The organism is Cellulomonas palmilytica, from assembly GCF_021590045.1.
GTDB classification, from domain to species: domain Bacteria; phylum Actinomycetota; class Actinomycetes; order Actinomycetales; family Cellulomonadaceae; genus Cellulomonas; species Cellulomonas palmilytica.
Genome location: NZ_CP062221.1, coordinates 1617618 through 1634863 on the forward strand (window position 1 = coordinate 1617618; position 17246 = coordinate 1634863).

Below are 17246 nucleotides of genomic sequence, written 5' to 3' on the forward strand. Positions count from 1 at the left end.
GGTCCGGACCACCCGGATGGGCCCATGATGCGGCCTATGCGCCCGCACGGCCCCGTCGTCCGAACCGTCCGCCACGACCCGGCGGACCGGCCGCTCCTGGTGATCTGGGAGGCGACGCGTGCGTGCGCGCTGTCGTGCGTGCACTGCCGGGCCGAGGCGCAGCCGCGCCGGCACCCGCGCGAGCTCGACACCGACGAGGCCACCGAGCTCATGCGCCAGGTCGCCGCGTTCGGGCGGCCGTCGCCGATCTTCGTCATCACGGGCGGCGACTGCTTCGAGCGCGAGGACCTCGACGAGCTCGTGCGTCGGGGCCGGGCGCTCGGGCTCGCCGTCGCGGTGTCGCCGTCGGGCACGGCGAAGCTGGACCGTGCCGCGCTCGTGCGCCTCCAGGAGGCGGGCGTGACCGCGATGTCGCTGTCGCTCGACGGCGCGACGGCCGAGGTGCACGACGGGTTCCGGCGCGTGCCGGGGACGTTCGAGCGGACGGTGCAGGCGTGGGCGACGGCGCGCGAGCTCGGGATGAAGGTCCAGGTCAACTCGACGATGTCGAGCCGGACGGTGCACGAGCTGCCGGACCTCGCAGCGCTCGTGCGCGAGCACGGCGCGATGACGTGGAGCGCGTTCATGCTCGTCCCGATGGGCCGCGGCGTGGACCTCGGCGCGCTGAGCGCGCAGCAGGCCGAGGACGTCATGAACTACCTGTACGACCTGGGCCCCTACGTCCCCGTCAAGACCACCGAGGGCCACCACTTCCGGCGCGTGTCGCTGCAGCGCGCGGTGCTCGCCGAGCGCGGTGCGGACCACGTCGCGGTGCTCGGGCTGGGCGACCTGTACGCCGAGCTCACCGAGCGCACGGCGGCGTTCGGCTGGGGCGACGGCGTGCGCGCGCGGCGGCCCCCGGTCAACGTCAACGCGGGCTACGGGTTCGTGTTCGTCTCGCACGTCGGCACCGTGCACCCGTCGGGGTTCCTGCCCGTCTCGGCGGGTGACGTGCGCGAGCAGCCGCTCACGGAGATCTACCGCTCCTCCGAGCTGTTCACCGGGCTGCGGGACTCCACGCGGCTGACGGGGCGGTGCGGCGCGTGCGAGTTCTCCCGCGTGTGCGGCGGCTCGCGGTCGCGTGCCTACGCGACGGCCGGCGACCCGTACGCGTCCGACCCGCTGTGCGCCTACGAGCCCGGCTCGTTCCCGTACGCCGACGACGTCGCGGCGCTGCTGGCGTCCTGACCTGCGGGACGACGCCCCTGAGCGGGTGCGCGGTCCGGGTGCTGCCCGCACACTCGTCGTCATGCTGCGCGACGTCTCCGCCCACCTGACGCTCGACGTGTCCGCCCCCGCGACGCTGGCCCTCGCCGTCGCGGTCGCCGCGGGCCACGACGCCGACGAGCGCCTCGACATCACGCTCGACGGTGCCCCGCTCACCGCCCGCGAGGTGCCCGACGAGCACGGCACGCGGCTGCACGTGCTCGACGCCGACCCCGGCACGCTCGTCGTCGACTACTCCGCGACCGTGCGCGGCCGCGCCACGCCGCCCGAGGCGAGCGAGGCCGAGCGCCTGCGCTACCTGCGGCCCAGCCGGTACTGCGAGTCCGACTCGCTCGGACCGACCGCGCGCGCCGAGTTCGCCGGGCTCGTGGGGCAGGACCTGCTCGCCGCCGTGTCGTCGTGGGTCGGCACGCGCCTGGCGTACGTGCCCGGGTCGAGCCTTCCGACCGACGGCGCGGTGCGCACGCTGCTCGCGCGGCAGGGCGTGTGCCGGGACTTCGCGCACCTCGTCGTCGCGCTGCTGCGGGCGCTCGACGTGCCCGCGCGGCTCGTCGGCGTGTACGCGCCCGGTCTGGACCCGATGGACCTGCACGCGGTCGCGGAGGCGTGGGTCGACGACGCGTGGCGCGTCGTCGACGCGACGACGCTCGCGCCGCGCTCGACGCTGGTCCGCGTCGCGACCGGGCGCGACGCGTCGGACACCGCCTTCCTGTCCGTGCACGGAGGCGCGGCGGACCTCACGGACTTCCACGTCAGCGCGGTCGTCGACGACCTGCCCGACGACGACGTGCGCACGCTCGTGACGCTCGGCTGAGCCCGCCTCAGGAGAAGAGGGCCTGCCCGACGAACGGGCTGTCGCTCGTCGTGATCGGCGTGCCGTCGCTGCCCGTGCGCAGCGACCCGTCCGGGATGCCCGGCGGCACCGCGAACAGCCCCGAGCCCGTGTGCTGCAGGTACTCCATGAGCCCGTCGTCACGCGACAGCGTGGTCTGCATCGGGATGTAGTGCGTGCGCGGGTCGCGCACGAACGCGATGAAGAACAGCCCCGCGTCGAGCCGCCCGAGCGAGTCGTTGCCGTCGGTGAAGTTGTAGCCGCGGCGCAGCATCCGCACCCCGTCGTTCTGCGTGGGGTGCGCGAGCCGGACGTGGCTGTTCAGCGCGACGAGCGGTGCGCCCTCGCGCCCGGTGACCTCGAAGTCGGGCTCGGTGAACTCCTCGCCGCCGGAGAGGGGAGCGCCCTCGCCCTTGGTGCGCCCGACGAGCGCCTCCTGCTCGCGCAGCGACGTGCGGTCCCACGTCTCGATCTGCATGCGGATGCGTCGCGCGACCAGGTACGTGCCGTCCACGAGCCACGACGAGTCGTGCGAGTCGGCCGCGGCGGCGTCCTCGCCCACCCACACGTGCCGCTCGAGGGCGTCGCCCTCCTCGGCCTTGAGGTTGGCGGTGCCGTCCTTGAACCCGAACAGGTTGCGCGGCGTGCTCTGCGCGGTCGTCGTCGACGACGTGCGCCCGTACCCGAGCTGCGTCCAGCGGATCGTCGCGGCCCCGAACGCGGCGCGCGACAGGTTGCGGATCGCGTGCACCGCGACCTGCGGGTCGTCCGCGCACGCCTGCACGACGAGGTCGCCGTCGCTGCGTGCCGGGTCGAGCGCGTCGGCGGGGAAGTGCGGGAGCTCGACGAGCGCGTCGGGCAGGCGGTCCGCGAGGCCGAACCGGTCGGTGCCGTCCGCCGCGACGAACAGCGAGCGGCCGAACCCGAACGTGATCGTCAGCCCCGCGGCCGGCAGGTCGGCGGCCTCGCCCGTGTCGTCGGGCGGCGCGTCGTACGGGCCGGACGCCGCGCCGAACGGACCGGCGGACAGGCCCTGCGTGAGGCGGGCCGCGATGGTCGTCCAGCGCTGCAGCAGCGCGACGAGGTCCTCGCGGTCGTCGGTCGTCACGTCGAACGCGGCGAGGTACAGGCGGTCCTGCGCGGGTGTGACGATGCCCGCCTGGTGGCGGCCGGTGAACGGGTACGTCCCGGCCGCGGCGGTGCCCGACGCGGTGCCGTCGCCGGTCGTGGCGGTCGCGCGCCCGCCGACGAACCCCGCGGCGCCGACGGCGGCGGCACCGAGCAGCCCGCCGCCGAGCAGCGCGCGACGCGTGACGCCGCGCGGGCCGGGTTCGGGGGTCTGCTCGGTGCCGGTCACGTCAGACCCCCGTGACGACGGCGGTGAGCCGGGACAGCGGCTCGGAGAGCGCGTCGACCGCGGTCGAGAGCTCCTTGACCTGCTGCGCGGTCAGCTCGTCGTAGGACGTGAAGCCCTCCTCGACCGAGCCGTGCTCGGCGAGCAGCCCCTCGAGCGCGGCGAACCGCTCGGTCAGCGTCGCCGCGAGGTCCGGGTCGGCCTCCTCGACGACGTCCTCGAGCACCTCGTACGCGAGGCGCGCCCCGTCGACGTTCGCCTGGAAGTCCCACAGGTCGGTGTGCGACCAGATCTCCTCCTCGCCCGTGACCTTGCCGGTCGCGACCTCGTCGAGCAGCTCCTTGGCGCCGTTGGAGATCTGGAACGCCTCGAACGTGAACGCCGGGTCGTTGACCTGGTCGACGAGGTCCTGCGTCCAGCCGACGAGGTCGTCGGCCGCCTTCGTGCGCTCCGCGTCGGTCAGCGGCACGTACTCGGTGCCGCCGTTGTCCGCCGCGAGCGGGGGCCACAGGTCCTTCTCGATGTAGTGCCAGCCGCTCCACGTCTGGCCGTCCTCGAGGTCGGCCTCGCGCGCGTCGGTCAGCGGGTCGAGGTCGCCGAACGACTCCGCGACGGGCTCGACACGCTCCCAGTGCACGCGCGTCGCCGCGTAGAGCTCACGCGCCTTCTCGTCGTCGCCGGCCTTGTACGCGTCCGCGAACTCCTGCGTCCCCGCGATGAGCGCGCCGACCTGGTCCTTGACGTACGCGACGTACTGGTCCTCCGCGGCGGCGAGCTGCTCGGCGGCGTCGCCCGTGGGGCCGACCGCCTCACCCGAGTCGGTCACGGTGAACTCCGCGCGGATGCCGTCGCCCACCATGCCGGGCTTGCAGGCCGTGTAGTAGGTACCGGGGCGCACCTGCACGACGAGGTCGCGCGTGAGGCCCGGGCCGATGTTCTCCACCTCGGAGACGACGCGCAGGCCGTCCTCGCCGAGCAGGTAGAACTCGGTGACGTCGGAGCCGTCGTTCGTCACCGCGAACGTCAGCGTGCCGCTCGGCGCCGTGGCCGACGAGACGTCGCACGCGTCCTGCGTGCTGCTCACGGTCAGCGCGCGCTCGGGCGCGCCCGACGCGGCCGGGCCCGGGTCGTTGTCGACGCACGCGGCGAGCGGCAGGACGAGGGCGACGAGCGCGAGCGCGCCGACGCGTGAGCGGGACATGGGTCTCCTCAGGGTGCTGGTGCGGTGTTCAGGGAGCAGGCGTCAGGACGTCGCGGCGGAGGCGACGGCGGCGGGCGCCGTGGGCTTCGGTGCGGGCGAACGGCCCCACGTGGTGCGGACGAACACCGTCAGGACGACGGACACGTAGGCGGTCCACGCGACGAGCTGCAGCCAGGTGGTCGCGGGCGTGAAGTTGAAGATCCCCTTGGCGAGCGTCGCGTACCAGGACGACGGCGGGATGCTCGCGGAGACGTCGAACGCGAGGGAGCTCAGGCCCGGCAGGATGCCCGCCTCCTGCAGGTCGTGCACGCCGTAGGACAGCACGCCGGCCGCGACGAGGACCAGGAACAGCCCCGTCCACGCGAAGAACCGGCGCAGGTCGAGCCGCACCGCGCCGCGGTACATGAGCCACGCCGCCACGACCGACACCGCGATGCCGAGCGCGGCGCCGACGAGCGGCGCGCTCGTGCCCGTCGACGTCGCCTGCGCGCCGGCCCAGAGGAACAGCGCGGTCTCGAGGCCCTCGCGGCCCACGGCGAGCAGCGCCATGACGACGACCGCGCCCTTGCCGGCCGCGATCGCGTCGTCGAGCTTGTGCTGCAGGTCCGCCTTGAGGTGGCGGGCCGTCTTCGCCATCCAGAAGATCATCCAGGTGATGAGCCCGACCGCGACGATCGACAACGTGCCGCCGATCGCCTCCTGCGCCTCGAACGACAACCCCTTGGGGCCGAACGTGAGCAGCGCGCCGAACGCGAGCGAGACGCCCCCGGCGACGGCGACGCCGCCCCACAGCGCGGGCAGCAGGTCGCGCCTGCCGGTCTTGACCAGGTAGGCCACGAGGATGCTGACGACGAGGGCGGCTTCGAGCCCCTCGCGCAGGCCGATGAGGAAGTTCGCGACCATGGTGACCGTTCGGGTGCGTGCGTCCGCGGCGCCGACCGCCGCGAGGTGAGGTCAGGCTTACCTCACACGATTCGCGAGGTTACACCCGGCGCACGGCGCGACGGGAGCCCGTGGAGCACCCTCGGGATGTGTCTCCTGTCACGCGGGACCGCAGGCCCCGTCGCCGTCCGATGCCCCGGGGACGTTCGGGACCGCGGCGAGCAGTGCGGGCCAGGCGTCCGCGAACGCGGGGAGCAGGTCGAGCGTCGCGACCTGCTCGACCGGGACCCACGCGATCGCGAGCGACTCGGCGTCCGTGGGCCGCGCGTCGAGCTCGCGCACCTCGTCGGCCAGCACCGTCGTGTACGACCAGTCCGGGTGCCGGAGCACGTGCGACGCGTAGGGGCGCACCGCGTCCGCGGGGACGCCGGCCTCCTCGCCCGCCTCACGCAGCGCGGCAGCGGTCGCGTCCTCGTGCGGCTGGCGCGCGCCGCCCGGGATGCCCCACGTGCCGCCGTGGTGGCTCCACGGCGCGCGGTGCTGCAGCAGCACGTGCGTGAGCCGCCCGTCCGCCGCGCGGCGCCCGACCAGCAGGCCCGCGGCGCCGTGCAGCCCCCAGTGCCGTGCGCCGCACGCGCACTCGACCCAGCCGTCGCCCGGCGCGGGCGCGTGGCGGGGCAGGTCGGTCATCCGGCGGGGCTCGTCGTCCGGGTCACCGGGCTCAGTCGACGATCTCGCAGATCGCGGTCCCGGCGCTCACGCTCGCGCCGACGGCCGCGGCGAGGCCCGTCACCTTCCCGGCGCGGTGCGCCACCAGCGGCTGCTCCATCTTCATGGCCTCGAGCACGACGACGAGGTCGCCCTCCGCCACGGTCGCGCCGTCCTCGACGGCGACCTTGACGATGGTGCCCTGCATGGGGGACGCGAGCGTCGTGCCGTTGGCCGTGGCCTTCGGGCCGCCGCCGCTGCGGCGGGCCGGGCGGCGCGGTGCGCCCGCGGCCCGGGCGGCACCGGGGCGGCCCAGGCCGAGCGCGGCAGGCAGGACGACCTCGAGCCGCTTGCCGCCGACCTCGACGACCACGCGCTCGAGCGCGGGCGAGTCCTCCTCGGGCGCGGGCGTCGCGGCGGGCGCCTTGCCGAGCGTCGCGAGCGTGCCCGCGAACTCGGTCTCGATCCAGCGCGTGTGCACCGCGAACGGCGTGGAGCCGTCCGCCGGGGCGAACGCCTCGTCCTCGAGGACCGCGCGGTGGAACGGCACGACGGTCGGGATGCCGACGACCTCGAGCTCGGCCAGCGCGCGCTTGGCGCGCGCGATCGCCTGCTGCCGGTCGGCGCCCGTGACGATGAGCTTGGCGATCATCGAGTCGAACGCGCCCGAGACCGTGTCGCCCTCGACGACGCCCGAGTCGACGCGCACACCGGGGCCCGACGGGAACCGCAGCGTCGAGATGTGGCCCGGAGCGGGCAGGAAGTTCGCGGCAGGGTCCTCGCCGTTGATGCGGAACTCGATCGAGTGCCCGCGCGTCACGACCTCGTCGTACCCGAGCGGCTCGCCCGACGCGATGCGCAGCTGCTCGCGCACCAGGTCGATCCCGGAGATCTCCTCGGTCACGGGGTGCTCGACCTGCAGGCGCGTGTTGACCTCGAGGAACGACACCGTGCCGTCGGCGCCGACGAGGAACTCGCACGTCGCGGCCCCGACGTACCCGGCCTCGCGCAGGATCGCCTTGCTGGACGTGACGAGCTGCTCGCGCTGCGCGTCGGTGAGGAACGGCGCGGGCGCCTCCTCGACGAGCTTCTGGTGGCGGCGCTGCAGCGAGCAGTCGCGCGTGCTGACCACGACGACCGTGCCGTGCGCGTCCGCGAGGCACTGCGTCTCCACGTGCCGCGGCTTGTCCAGGTACCGCTCGACGAAGCACTCGCCGCGCCCGAACGCCGCGACCGCCTCGCGCACCGCGGACTCGTACAGCTCGTCGACCTCGTCCGACGTCCGCGCGACCTTCAGGCCGCGGCCGCCACCGCCGAACGCCGCCTTGATCGCGATCGGCAGGCCGTGCTCCGCGACGAACGCGTGGATCTCGTCCGTGCCCTCCACCGGGTCGGGCGTGCCCGCGACGAGCGGCGCTCCCGCCTTCTGCGCGATGTGCCGCGCGCTGACCTTGTCGCCCAGCGCCTCGATCGCGTCCGGCGACGGGCCGACCCACACCAGGCCCGCGTCGAGCACCGCGCGGGCGAAGTCCGCGTTCTCCGCGAGGAAGCCGTACCCGGGGTGCACCGAGTCCGCGCCCGAGCGGGCCGCGACGTCGAGGATCTTCTCGATCGACAGGTACGTGTCCGCGGCGCGCGCACCGTCGAGCGCGAACGCCTCGTCGGCGAGGGTCACGTGCAGCGCGGTGCGGTCCTGGTCGGCGTAGACGGCGACGGACCCGACGCCCGCGTCACGGCACGCACGGGCGATACGCACGGCGATCTCGCCGCGGTTGGCGATGAGGACCTTGCGCAGCGGGCGCACGGCAGGGGCGGACAGGCTGGAGGGCACGGCTCACCGTAACGCCCGCCACCGGGCCGGGCCGTGCTGCCGCCGCCGCTGCGGACAAGATTGGGATTCCGCCCAACCTGCCCGGCACCGGTTTTGTAGGAACCCGACGACGACCGGTGCCCACCCGGGTCTCCCTGTCCGGACCGCGCTGCACGATCCCCACAACCCCGCGCCCGCGACCCCGCACTTCCTCCGGCTCCGACCGTCGTATCCCGGAGCGATGACGGTCGCGGCGGAAGGGGCTTCGCCGAGGCGGGGGTTGCTCCGGCTCCGGGGGCTGTGAGCCGGACGAAGGGCGGGGTCGGGGCGGCGGCGCGGGCCCGGAGGGCGGTGGGGGGTCAGGGGGTCCAGAGGGTGGGGAGGGGGAGGTCGATCTGGAGCAGGAGGGAACGCAGGAGCGGCAGCGAGAGGCCGACGACGCCGTGGTGGTCACCCTCGACGCGCTCGACGAACGGGCCCCCGAGCCCGTCGATCGTGAACGCCCCCGCGACGGCCAGCGGCTCGCCCGTCGCGACGTACGCCGCGATCTCGTCGTCGGACACGTCCGCGAAGTGCACGACCGTCGACGACGTCGCCCCCAGCACGGCACCGCGTCCCGCGCCGAGAGAGCCGGGACGAGGCTCGGGCGCGTCGTCGTCCACCTCGCGCAGGTCGACCACCCAGTGACCGGTGTGCAGCGTGCCCGCGCGGCCGCGCATCGACCGCCAGCGCGCGACCGCGTCGTCCGCGTCGCGCGGCTTGCCCAGGACCTCGCCGTCGAGCTCGAGCATGGAGTCGCAGCCGAGCACGACGAGGTCGTCGGCGTCCGCGAGCGCGTCGGGCAGGTGCGCGGCCACGTCGTGCGCCTTCGCCTGCGCCAGCACCAGCACCGCGTCCGCCGGGTCGAGGCGGCCGTCCGCGTCGACGTAGCGCTCGCGGGCCTGCGCCAGCACCGCGTCCTCGTCGACCGAGGAGACCGCCACCAGCGGCTCGATGCCGGCCGCGCGGAGCGTGGCGCGACGGGCGGGGGACGCGGACGCGAGCAGGAGGCGAGGCACGGCCCGACCCTACCGACCGGTTCACCCGCTGACCGCGGCCGATCCGCGTGGCCGGGGGACGAATGTCGGGGTTCGCCCACAGGAACGTGGGTCACAATGGCGAACGCGCGCTTGCGCAGCGTCGGGTGACCGGCGGCGGACGCCGGGGATGCCTCAGGGAGGGCACGTGAGCAAGCAGAACACGGTGGTCGACGTGGACGGCGTGGACGACGACGACCTCGAGCTCGACGACGTCGTCGACGACGACCCCGAGCTCCTCGCCCCCCCGGACCCGGCGTGGCGCCGCCGGACCGCGATCGAGATGATCATCTCGGGCCTGATCGGGCTCTACGCCTCGTTCGTCCTGTCGGTCGAGGCCCTCGTGCTCGCGGCCGACGAGGACGCGGACCTCAGCTGCAGCTTCAACGACAAGATCAACTGCGCGACGGTCGCGAAGCACTGGGCGGCCGAGCTGCTGGGCTTCCCGAACGCGTTCCTCGGCATCGCCGCCGAGGCGGTGGTGCTGACGGTCGCGGTCGCGCTGCTCGGCGGCGTGGTGTTCCCGCGCTGGTTCATGCGCACCGCGCAGGCGATCTACACGGTCGGCTTCCTGTTCGCGTGGTGGCTGTTCTACATGTCGTTCTTCGAGATCGGCGCGCTGTGCCCGTGGTGCCTGCTCATCACGGTCACGACGACGCTCGTGTGGGCCGGTCTGACGCGCATCAACATCCGTGAGGGCCACATCGCGCTCCCCGGCCGTGCGGGGGTGTGGGGCCGCCGGTTCGTCGAGGAGGGCAACGACTGGTTCGTGACGATCGCGCTGCTCGTCGTCATGGCGGGAATGATCATGGTCAAGTACGGCTACACCCTGTTCTGAGCCGCATCCGCTGCGACGAAGGCCCGGTCCCTCGTGGGGACCGGGCCTTCGTCGTCGGCGGTGCCGGGACCGTCAGAACGCGAGCTTGAGCACGTCCAGCGGGAGCGAGCCGAGGTTCAGCGCCTTGGCGTGGAACGCGCGCAGGTCGAACGCGTCGCCCGCCGCGGCCCGCGCCTCGTCGCGCGTCTGCTCCCACAGGCGCTGACCGACCTTGTAGGACGGCGCCTGCCCGGGCCAGCCCAGGTAGCGCATCCACTCGAACCGCACGAACGACTCGGGCATGTTGACGTTCGCGAGCAGGAACGCCAGCGCCTTGTCCGCGTCCCACCGGCCACCGCCCCACTGCTCGGGAGCGGGCAGGCCCAGGTGCACGCCGATGTCGAACACGACGCGCGCCGCGCGCATCCGCTGGCCGTCGAGCATGCCGAGGCGGTCGCCGGGGTCGTCGAGGAAGCCCAGGTCGGCCATGAGGCGCTCGGCGTACAGCGCCCAGCCCTCGCCGTGGCCGGAGATCCAGCACGCGAGGCGGCGCCACGTGTTGAGGTCCGCGCGGTTGTGCACGGCGGCGCCGACCTGCAGGTGATGCCCCGGGACGCCCTCGTGGTAGACGGTCGTCTTCTCGCGCCACGTGTTGAACGTCGTCACGTCGGCCGGCACCGACCACCACATGCGGCCGGGGCGGGAGAAGTCGTCCGACGGGCCCGTGTAGTAGATCCCGCCGGACTGCGTCGGGGCGATGAGGCACTCGAGCGTGTGCAGCGGCTCAGGGATGTCGAAGTGCGTCCCGTCGAGCGCGGCGATCGCCGCGTCCGACGTCTCCTGCATCCAGCGGCGCAGCTCGTCCTTGCCGTGCAGCGTGCGGGACGGGTCCGCGTCGAGCGCGGCGACGGCCTGCTCGACCGTGGCGCCCGGGCCGGCGATCTGCGCGGCCACGGCCTCCTGCTCGGCGACGACGCGCGCGAGCTCCTCGACACCCCACGCGTAGGTCTCCTCGAGGTCCACGGTCGCGCCGAGGAACGCGCGGGAGAACAGCTGGTAGCGCTCGCGGCCCGCGGCGTCGTCGGCCGGGGCCTGCGGCGCGAGCTCGTCGCGCAGGAACTCCGCGAGGCGGCCGTACGCCTCGCGCGCACCCGCGGCGCCGCGCTCGAGCTCGGCGCGCACGAGCGCGCACGACGACGAGTCGTCCAGCGCGGCCGCGGCGGCCTGGCCGTGCACGAACTCCGTGAAGAACGAGCCGTCGGCCGCGAGCTCGACGGCCTGCGTCACGCCCTCGGCGACCTGGCGGGCGGCGGGGACCAGCCCGCGCGCGGCGCCCGCGCGCAGCGACTCGACGTAGCCGTCGATCGCCTGCGGCAGCGCCGTGAGGCGCGACGCGATGTTCTCCCACGCCTCGATGTCGCCCGTCGGCATGATGTCGAACACGTCGCGCAGGCCCTGGACGGGCGAGGCGATGTTGTTGAGGTCGCGCAAGTGCTCGCCGGCCGCGTGCAGCTCGAGCTCGAGCCCGAGCCGCTCGCGCATGGCCGCGACGGTGATGCGGTCGACCTCGTCGACCGGCGCGAGCGCGTCGAGCTCGAGGAGCGTGGACCGCGTGAGGTCCGCGCGCGCGTCGTGCCCCGCGGGGGACAGGTCGGTCATCTCGTGGTCGTGGCCCGCCAGACCCATCCCTGTCGCGGACAGCGGGTCGAGCGAGGCGTAGGAGCTGACGTACTTCTCGGCGACGGCGTCGACGGCCGTGGGTTCACGCATGCGCCCGACCCTACTCGCCGGTAGCCCCGGGCATGCGAGCGGAAACCCCCGCGCAGCAGGGGCGGCCGGTCAGCCGCGCAGGCTCCAGCGCCAGGAGTCGGGACCGGGAGCCGGGGCCGGCGCCGGACGGAGCTGGCGGCGCCGGTCCGCCCACGCCGCACGCGGCGTCGCCGGCTGGTCGGCCGGTGCGGCCGTCGCGGCGGCCATGATGCCCGCGACGAGCGCCGCGAGCTCGACGTCGTCGGGCGCGCCGCGCACCACGTGGAGCTGGGCGTCCTCGCTCACTCGTCGTCCTCGTCGTCGTGCTCGTCGCCGAAGTCCACGTGGGAGCCGCGCGCGACGCCCCACTCCGCGACGTCGAAGCCCGCGTCGACGAGCGACTGCGTGAGGTCGCCCGCGGCGGACTCGACGATGTCGAGCGCCGAGTCGAGCGTGCGGTCGCCCGCACGCGGTGTGCGCACCACGACGAGGCCCACGTGGAACGAGTCGGTCTCCTCCGCCTCGGCGAGCGCGTCGTCGTCAAAGTCGCCGTCGTCGTCCTGCCAGGTCATCCCGGTGAGGTCCGAGTGCATGCCCAGGCGCTCGTGGATGCGGTCGTAGAGCGCGGCGTTCAGGGTCCCGACACGCGCCTCGAGCGCGAGGATGCGCGGGTCCTCGTCCGCCTCGGTCGAGCCGAACTCGGCGCGCACGCCCACCGCGACGTCGACGTACTCGTGCAGCGCTGCGGCGAGCGCGTCGACCGCGGCGTGCAGGTCGGCCGGGTCCACGTCCGTCAGCGGGGCGGGGCCGTGCGAGGGCGAGTCGTGGCCGTCGTCGTGCGCGTGCTCGTCGTGCGCGTGCTCGTCGTGCTCGTGCGTCATCGTGAGGTCCAGTCTCTACAGCGGGATGTTGCCGTGCTTCTTGGGCGGCAGGGCCGCGCGCTTGGTGCGCAGCAGGCGCAGCGCCCTGGTGATCTCGGCGCGCGTCGCGGACGGCTCGATCACCGCGTCCACGTAGCCCCGGTCAGCAGCGTCCCACGGGTTGACGATCGCGTCCTCGTACTCGGCGGTCAGGCGCCGACGCTCGGCCTCGACGTCGCCGCCGGCGTCCGCGACCTTCTTCAGCGCGCCGCGCTGCAGGATGTTCACCGCGCCGCCCGCGCCCATCACCGCGATCTGCGCGGTCGGCCACGCGAGGTTCACGTCCGCGCCGAGCTGCTTGGACCCCATGACGATGTACGCGCCGCCGTACGCCTTGCGCGTGATGACCGTGACCAGGGGGACCGTCGCCTCGGCGTACGCGTAGATGAGCTTCGCGCCGCGGCGGATGATGCCGTTCCACTCCTGGTCCGTGCCGGGCAGGAAGCCGGGGACGTCGACGAACGTCAGCACCGGGATGTTGAACGCGTCGCACGTGCGCACGAACCGCGCGGCCTTCTCCGCGGCGTTGATGTCGAGCGTGCCCGCCATCTGCTGCGGCTGGTTCGCGACGACCCCCACGGGGTGGCCCTCGACGTGCCCGAACCCGACGACGACGTTGCCCGCGTACAGCGGCTGCACCTCGAGCAGCACGCCGTCGTCGAGGACCGTCTCGACGACCGTGCGCATGTCGTACGGCTGGTTGTCCGAGTCGGGGACCAGCGCGTCGAGCGCGAGGTCCTCGTCCGAGGGCTCCAGGTCGCTCTCGTGCGGGTACAGCGGCGGGTCCGACAGGTTGTTCTGGGGCAGGTAGCTCAGCAGCGATCGCACGTAGTCGATCGCGTCGTCCTCGTCGGACGCGAGGTAGTGCGCGACGCCCGAGCGCGTGTTGTGCGTGGTCGCCCCGCCCAGCTCCTCGAAGCCCACGTCCTCGCCCGTGACCGCGCGGATCACGTCCGGGCCGGTGATGAACATGTTCGACGTGCCGTCGGCCATGACGATGAAGTCCGTGAGCGCGGGGGAGTACACCGCGCCGCCCGCCGACGGGCCCAGGATGAGGCTGATCTGCGGGATCACGCCCGACGCCGCGACGTTCCGGCGGAAGATCTCCGCGAACTGCGTCAGGCCCGCGACGCCCTCCTGGATGCGCGCGCCGCCGCCGTCGCTGATGCCGATCAGCGGGACGCCCGTGCGCAGCGCGAGGTCCATGACCTTGGTGATCTTCTGGCCGTGCACCTCGCCGAGGCTCCCACCGAACACCGTGAAGTCCTGCGAGTACACCGCGACCGGGCGGCCGTCGACCGTGCCGTGCCCGACGACGACGCCGTCGCCCGGGATGCGCTTCTTCTCGAGCCCGAAGTTCGTCGAGCGGTGCCGCACGAGCGCGTCGATCTCGGTGAACGAGCCCGGGTCGAGCAGCTGGTCGATGCGCTCGCGCGCGGTCTTCTTGCCGCGGGCGTGCTGCTTGTCCACCGCCGCCGCCTCGGCGCTCGCCTGCGCCTCGCGGCGGGCCGCGAGGTCGGCGAGCTTGCCGGCGGTCGTGCGTGCGGGCGCGCTCGGGCTGGTCGCGTCTGTCTGCGTCACCCGACCGAGGCTAGTTGTCGGCACGCTCCAACGTGGTGCAGGGCGCGGACGGGTTTGCGCGTCGATCGTCGTGCCGATCCCACAACGCGCCGACGACGCGTCCGGTCCCGCGGCGGTTCGGGGGCAGGATGGGGGGACCGGTACGACGTGAGGACTGGGCGATGACGACGCGACCAGCGCTGGACCCCGACGAGGTGCGCGCGCTGCTGCAGCAGCCGCACGGACCGCTCGCGCGCGTCGAGGTGGTCGCGACCACCGGCTCGACGAACGCCGACGTGGTGCGCGACCTGCGCGCCGACCCCGCGTCCTGGCCGGACCGCAGCCTGCTGGTGGCCGACCACCAGGTCGCGGGCAGGGGTCGGCGCGACCGGACGTGGCAGACGCCCGCCGGGACCGCGGTGACCTGCTCGTTCGTCGTGCACCTCGACATGCCCGCCGACCGGTACGGGTGGCTGCCGCTGCTCGCCGGGCTCGGCGCGGTGCGGGCCGTGCGCGCCACCGCAGGCGTCGCGGCCTCGCTCAAGTGGCCCAACGACGTGCTCGTGCCCGCGTCGAGCGAGGTCGAGGGCTGGGGCCCGGCGCGCAAGGTGGGCGGGGTGCTGAGCGAGCTCGTGCCGCTCGCCGACGGGACGACGGCCGCGGTGGTCGGGATCGGCCTCAACGTGCTGCAGGCCGCCGACGAGCTGCCCGTGCCGTCCGCGGGGTCGCTCGCGCTCGCGGGGGCGCGGCACGTCGACCGGCTCGCGGTGCTCGTCGGCCTCGTCGAGGCGCTGGAGGCGATCGAGACGCGATGGGACGCGTCCGGCGGTGCGGTGCACGACTCCGGACTGGCCGACGAGGTCGCCTCGGTCCTGTCGACGCTCGGCACCGGGGTCGCGGTCGACCTGCCCGGCGGCGACGTGGTGGAGGGTGTCGCGGTGCGCCTGGACGACGACGGCGCGCTCGTCGTGCGGACGGCCGCCGACGACGAGCGGCGTGTCCTCGCGGGTGACGTGCGTCACCTGCGGGCCCTGGCGTGAACTACCCTCGACCCGTGCCCGATCCAGCCGCCGACGCCCCGGAGGAGCACGCCGCTCTGGCGTCGACCGTCGAGGAGATCGACGACGCCCTCCTGGGTGGCACGCGCCGCTACTCCGCGCGCGACCTGGCCGATCGCGCCGACATGTCGCTCGACTTCGTCTCGACGTTCTGGTCGACGCTCGGCCTGCCGCACCTCGACCCGGACGACGAGTACTTCTCCGAGAACGACGCCGACGCGATCGGCCGCGCCGCGTCGCTCGTGCGGGACCACGGCCTCGACCTGCGCACCGTCCTGACCGTGACGCGCGCGCTCGGGCACACCTCCGACCGGCTCGCGCTGTGGCAGGTCGAGGCGCTCGTGGAGGACATGTCCTCGCGCTACGAGCTCGACGACACCACGGCGCGCCTGCTCGTGCTCGACCGCCTCGCGGACCTCGCGCCCGTGCTCGAGGCGCAGCTCGTGCACTCCTACCGCCGTCAGCTCGCGGCGATCGCCGGCCGGTACGCCGCCGAGTTCGGCGACCTGGGCCGGCCCGGCGACGAGCCCGGTGCGCTGCCGCTCGCGCGCGCCGTCGGGTTCGCGGACATGGTGTCGTTCACGCGCCGCACCGCGGGTCTCGGGTCCACGGACCTGTCGGCGTTCGTGCAGCGGTTCGAGGCCGAGGCGCGCGACGTGGTCACCGCGGCCGGCGGGCGGGTCGTCAAGACGATCGGCGACGCCGTGCTGTTCGTCTCCGACACGCCGCAGGTCGGTGCGCTCGTCGCGCTGGGTCTCGCCGACGCGCTCGGACGCGAGCTCGACGTGTCGTCCGTGCAGGGGGCGGGCGGCCTCGCCGAGGGGGCGCGCGGGGTCACGCCCGTGCGGGTCGGGTTCGTGTGGGGGCGGGTCCTGTCGCGGTTCGGGGACGTGTTCGGGCCGTCGGTGAACCTCGCCGCGCGGCTGACGGACATCGCCGAGCCGTCGACCGTCCTCATGGACCAGGGCACGGCCGCGGTGCTCGCAGCCGACCCGCGGTTCGTCTGCGAGGAGCAGCCGGTCCGCGAGCTCCAGGGCCTGGGCACGGTCACCCCGGTCCGCCTGCGCGTCGCGACGAGCTGAGCTCGCGCTAGGCGGCTTCCGGGTCGGGCAGCAGGAGGTCGGGGCCGTTGTTGCGGACCGCGTTGACCAGCGGGCGCACCGGGGTGGGTTCGAGGGCCGGCGGGGTCGCGGCGAGCAGGTCGCTCGCGCCCGCGGCGTCGACGGCCGGGTCGAGCCACGCGTCCCACGCGGCGTGCGGGAGCATCACGGGCTGGCGGTCGTGGATGAACGCGAGCCGCTCGCTCGCGGGACGCGTGAGGATCGTCGCCGAGACGAGCCACCGGTCCGGGTCGTCGTCGGCCTTGGCGGGGTCGCGCCAGAACTCGTACAGCCCGGCGAGCGCGACGAGCGAGCCGTCGTCGGGGTGGATGTAGTACGGCTGCTTGCGCTGCACGGGGGAGTCCGGGCCGGGCTTGCGCCACTCGTAGTAGCCGTCCGCGGGGATCAGCGCGCGGCGCTGCGCGAACGGGCGGGCGAACGCCGACTTCTCGGCGACGCTCTCGACGCGCGCGTTGATCATGCGGTTGCCGACCGACGGGTCCTTGGCCCATGACGGGACCAGGCCCCACCGGGCGACGCGGAGCTGGCGGGTGATCTCGCCCGTCTCGCGGTCCGCGCGCTCGACGACCATGCGCACGCCGTCCGTCGGGGCGACGTTCCATGACGGCGGCAGCAGGCGCACGTCGTCGGCGACGACCGCCACCGCGAACTCGTCGGCGATGGCCTGGTCCTCGCGGAAGGAGGCGTAACGACCGCACATGGGGCACACCCTGCCACCTGCCGCCCACATCCGACGCGCCGCGCGTGCCCGATTCGGGCGCTCCGACCGGTTCCCGGGTCAAGCGAAGGTCAGCGCGGGGCCGTGCCCAGGTCAGAACATCGAATCGATTCGCGTCCGGCCCGCGAGAGTGCCACCATGGACGCCGCGACAGCCGACGTCGGACGCCGGCCG

Annotated in this window: 16 protein-coding genes; 5 read left to right on the forward strand and 11 right to left on the reverse strand. The window is 74.2% G+C overall.

From position 1 onward, the window contains the following. Nucleotides 1-36: 36 nt before the first annotated feature. The gene (locus F1D97_RS07505) at nt 37-1227 is read left to right on the forward strand and encodes a TIGR04053 family radical SAM/SPASM domain-containing protein (RefSeq protein ID WP_317618972.1); all 1191 of its coding nucleotides are present in this window, start codon (nt 37-39) and stop codon (nt 1225-1227) included. A 61-nt stretch (nt 1228-1288) separates the two neighbouring features. Beyond that, entirely contained in the window at nt 1289-2080 is a 792-nt protein-coding gene (locus tag F1D97_RS07510) for a transglutaminase-like domain-containing protein (protein WP_236123219.1), read from the forward strand. A 7-nt stretch (nt 2081-2087) separates the two neighbouring features. Here F1D97_RS07510 and efeB read toward each other — a convergent pair whose 3' ends face one another. The 6 genes from efeB to F1D97_RS07540 all read right to left on the reverse strand — a co-directional run bounded on the left by efeB (nt 2088) and on the right by F1D97_RS07540 (nt 9111). Continuing rightward, nucleotides 2088-3455 carry an iron uptake transporter deferrochelatase/peroxidase subunit gene (gene efeB / locus F1D97_RS07515; protein ID WP_236123220.1) on the reverse strand — a complete coding sequence of 456 codons (1368 nt, stop codon included), beginning with the start codon at nt 3453-3455 and terminating at the stop codon, nt 2088-2090. 1 nt (nt 3456) lies between these two features. Further along, nucleotides 3457-4653 (reverse strand): iron uptake system protein EfeO, encoded by a 1197-nt coding sequence (gene efeO, locus F1D97_RS07520; protein WP_236123221.1) that lies wholly within the window; start codon nt 4651-4653, stop codon nt 3457-3459. A 42-nt stretch (nt 4654-4695) separates the two neighbouring features. Continuing rightward, nucleotides 4696-5556 carry an iron uptake transporter permease EfeU gene (gene efeU / locus F1D97_RS07525; RefSeq protein ID WP_236123222.1) on the reverse strand — a complete coding sequence of 287 codons (861 nt, stop codon included), beginning with the start codon at nt 5554-5556 and terminating at the stop codon, nt 4696-4698. A 138-nt stretch (nt 5557-5694) separates the two neighbouring features. After that, on the reverse strand, nt 5695-6225 hold the full coding sequence (locus tag F1D97_RS07530) for an NUDIX hydrolase (RefSeq protein ID WP_236123223.1): 531 nt from the start codon (nt 6223-6225) through the stop codon (nt 5695-5697). A 31-nt stretch (nt 6226-6256) separates the two neighbouring features. After that, nucleotides 6257-8074 (reverse strand): acetyl/propionyl/methylcrotonyl-CoA carboxylase subunit alpha, encoded by a 1818-nt coding sequence (locus F1D97_RS07535; protein WP_236123224.1) that lies wholly within the window; start codon nt 8072-8074, stop codon nt 6257-6259. Nucleotides 8075-8412: 338 nt separating this feature from the next. Then, the gene (locus tag F1D97_RS07540; protein ID WP_236123225.1) at nt 8413-9111 is read right to left on the reverse strand and encodes a Maf family protein; all 699 of its coding nucleotides are present in this window, start codon (nt 9109-9111) and stop codon (nt 8413-8415) included. Between the two features lie 166 nt (nt 9112-9277). Between F1D97_RS07540 and F1D97_RS07545 the strand changes: the two genes are divergently transcribed. Beyond that, nucleotides 9278-9967, forward strand: coding sequence for a vitamin K epoxide reductase family protein (locus tag F1D97_RS07545; RefSeq protein WP_236123226.1), 690 nt, complete (start codon nt 9278-9280; stop codon nt 9965-9967). A gap of 72 nt (nt 9968-10039) precedes the next feature. Here the strand turns inward: F1D97_RS07545 and F1D97_RS07550 are convergent, their stop codons facing one another. From F1D97_RS07550 to F1D97_RS07565, 4 genes are all read right to left on the reverse strand, one after another. After that, the gene (locus F1D97_RS07550) at nt 10040-11716 is read right to left on the reverse strand and encodes a DUF885 domain-containing protein (protein WP_236123227.1); all 1677 of its coding nucleotides are present in this window, start codon (nt 11714-11716) and stop codon (nt 10040-10042) included. A gap of 69 nt (nt 11717-11785) precedes the next feature. Next, nucleotides 11786-12001 (reverse strand): acyl-CoA carboxylase subunit epsilon, encoded by a 216-nt coding sequence (locus F1D97_RS07555; protein ID WP_236123228.1) that lies wholly within the window; start codon nt 11999-12001, stop codon nt 11786-11788. Further along, nucleotides 11998-12576 carry a hypothetical protein gene (locus F1D97_RS07560; protein ID WP_236123229.1) on the reverse strand — a complete coding sequence of 193 codons (579 nt, stop codon included), beginning with the start codon at nt 12574-12576 and terminating at the stop codon, nt 11998-12000. Before F1D97_RS07560 ends, F1D97_RS07555 begins: the two co-directional genes overlap by 4 nt. Before the next feature lie 15 nt (nt 12577-12591). Beyond that, nucleotides 12592-14196: an acyl-CoA carboxylase subunit beta gene (locus F1D97_RS07565; protein ID WP_236123230.1), complete on the reverse strand. Its 1605-nt coding sequence runs from the start codon at nt 14194-14196 to the stop codon at nt 12592-12594. 161 nt (nt 14197-14357) lie between these two features. Between F1D97_RS07565 and F1D97_RS07570 the strand changes: the two genes are divergently transcribed. After that, nucleotides 14358-15215, forward strand: a complete 858-nt coding sequence (locus F1D97_RS07570) for a biotin--[acetyl-CoA-carboxylase] ligase (RefSeq protein WP_236123231.1) — start codon at nt 14358-14360, stop codon at nt 15213-15215. Between the two features lie 14 nt (nt 15216-15229). Further along, nucleotides 15230-16315, forward strand: coding sequence for an adenylate/guanylate cyclase domain-containing protein (locus F1D97_RS07575; RefSeq protein ID WP_236123232.1), 1086 nt, complete (start codon nt 15230-15232; stop codon nt 16313-16315). 7 nt (nt 16316-16322) lie between these two features. On the opposite strand, the gene F1D97_RS07580 is transcribed toward F1D97_RS07575, so the two are convergent. Further along, entirely contained in the window at nt 16323-17054 is a 732-nt protein-coding gene (locus F1D97_RS07580; protein ID WP_236123233.1) for an SOS response-associated peptidase, read from the reverse strand. Nucleotides 17055-17246: the final 192 nt, after the last annotated feature.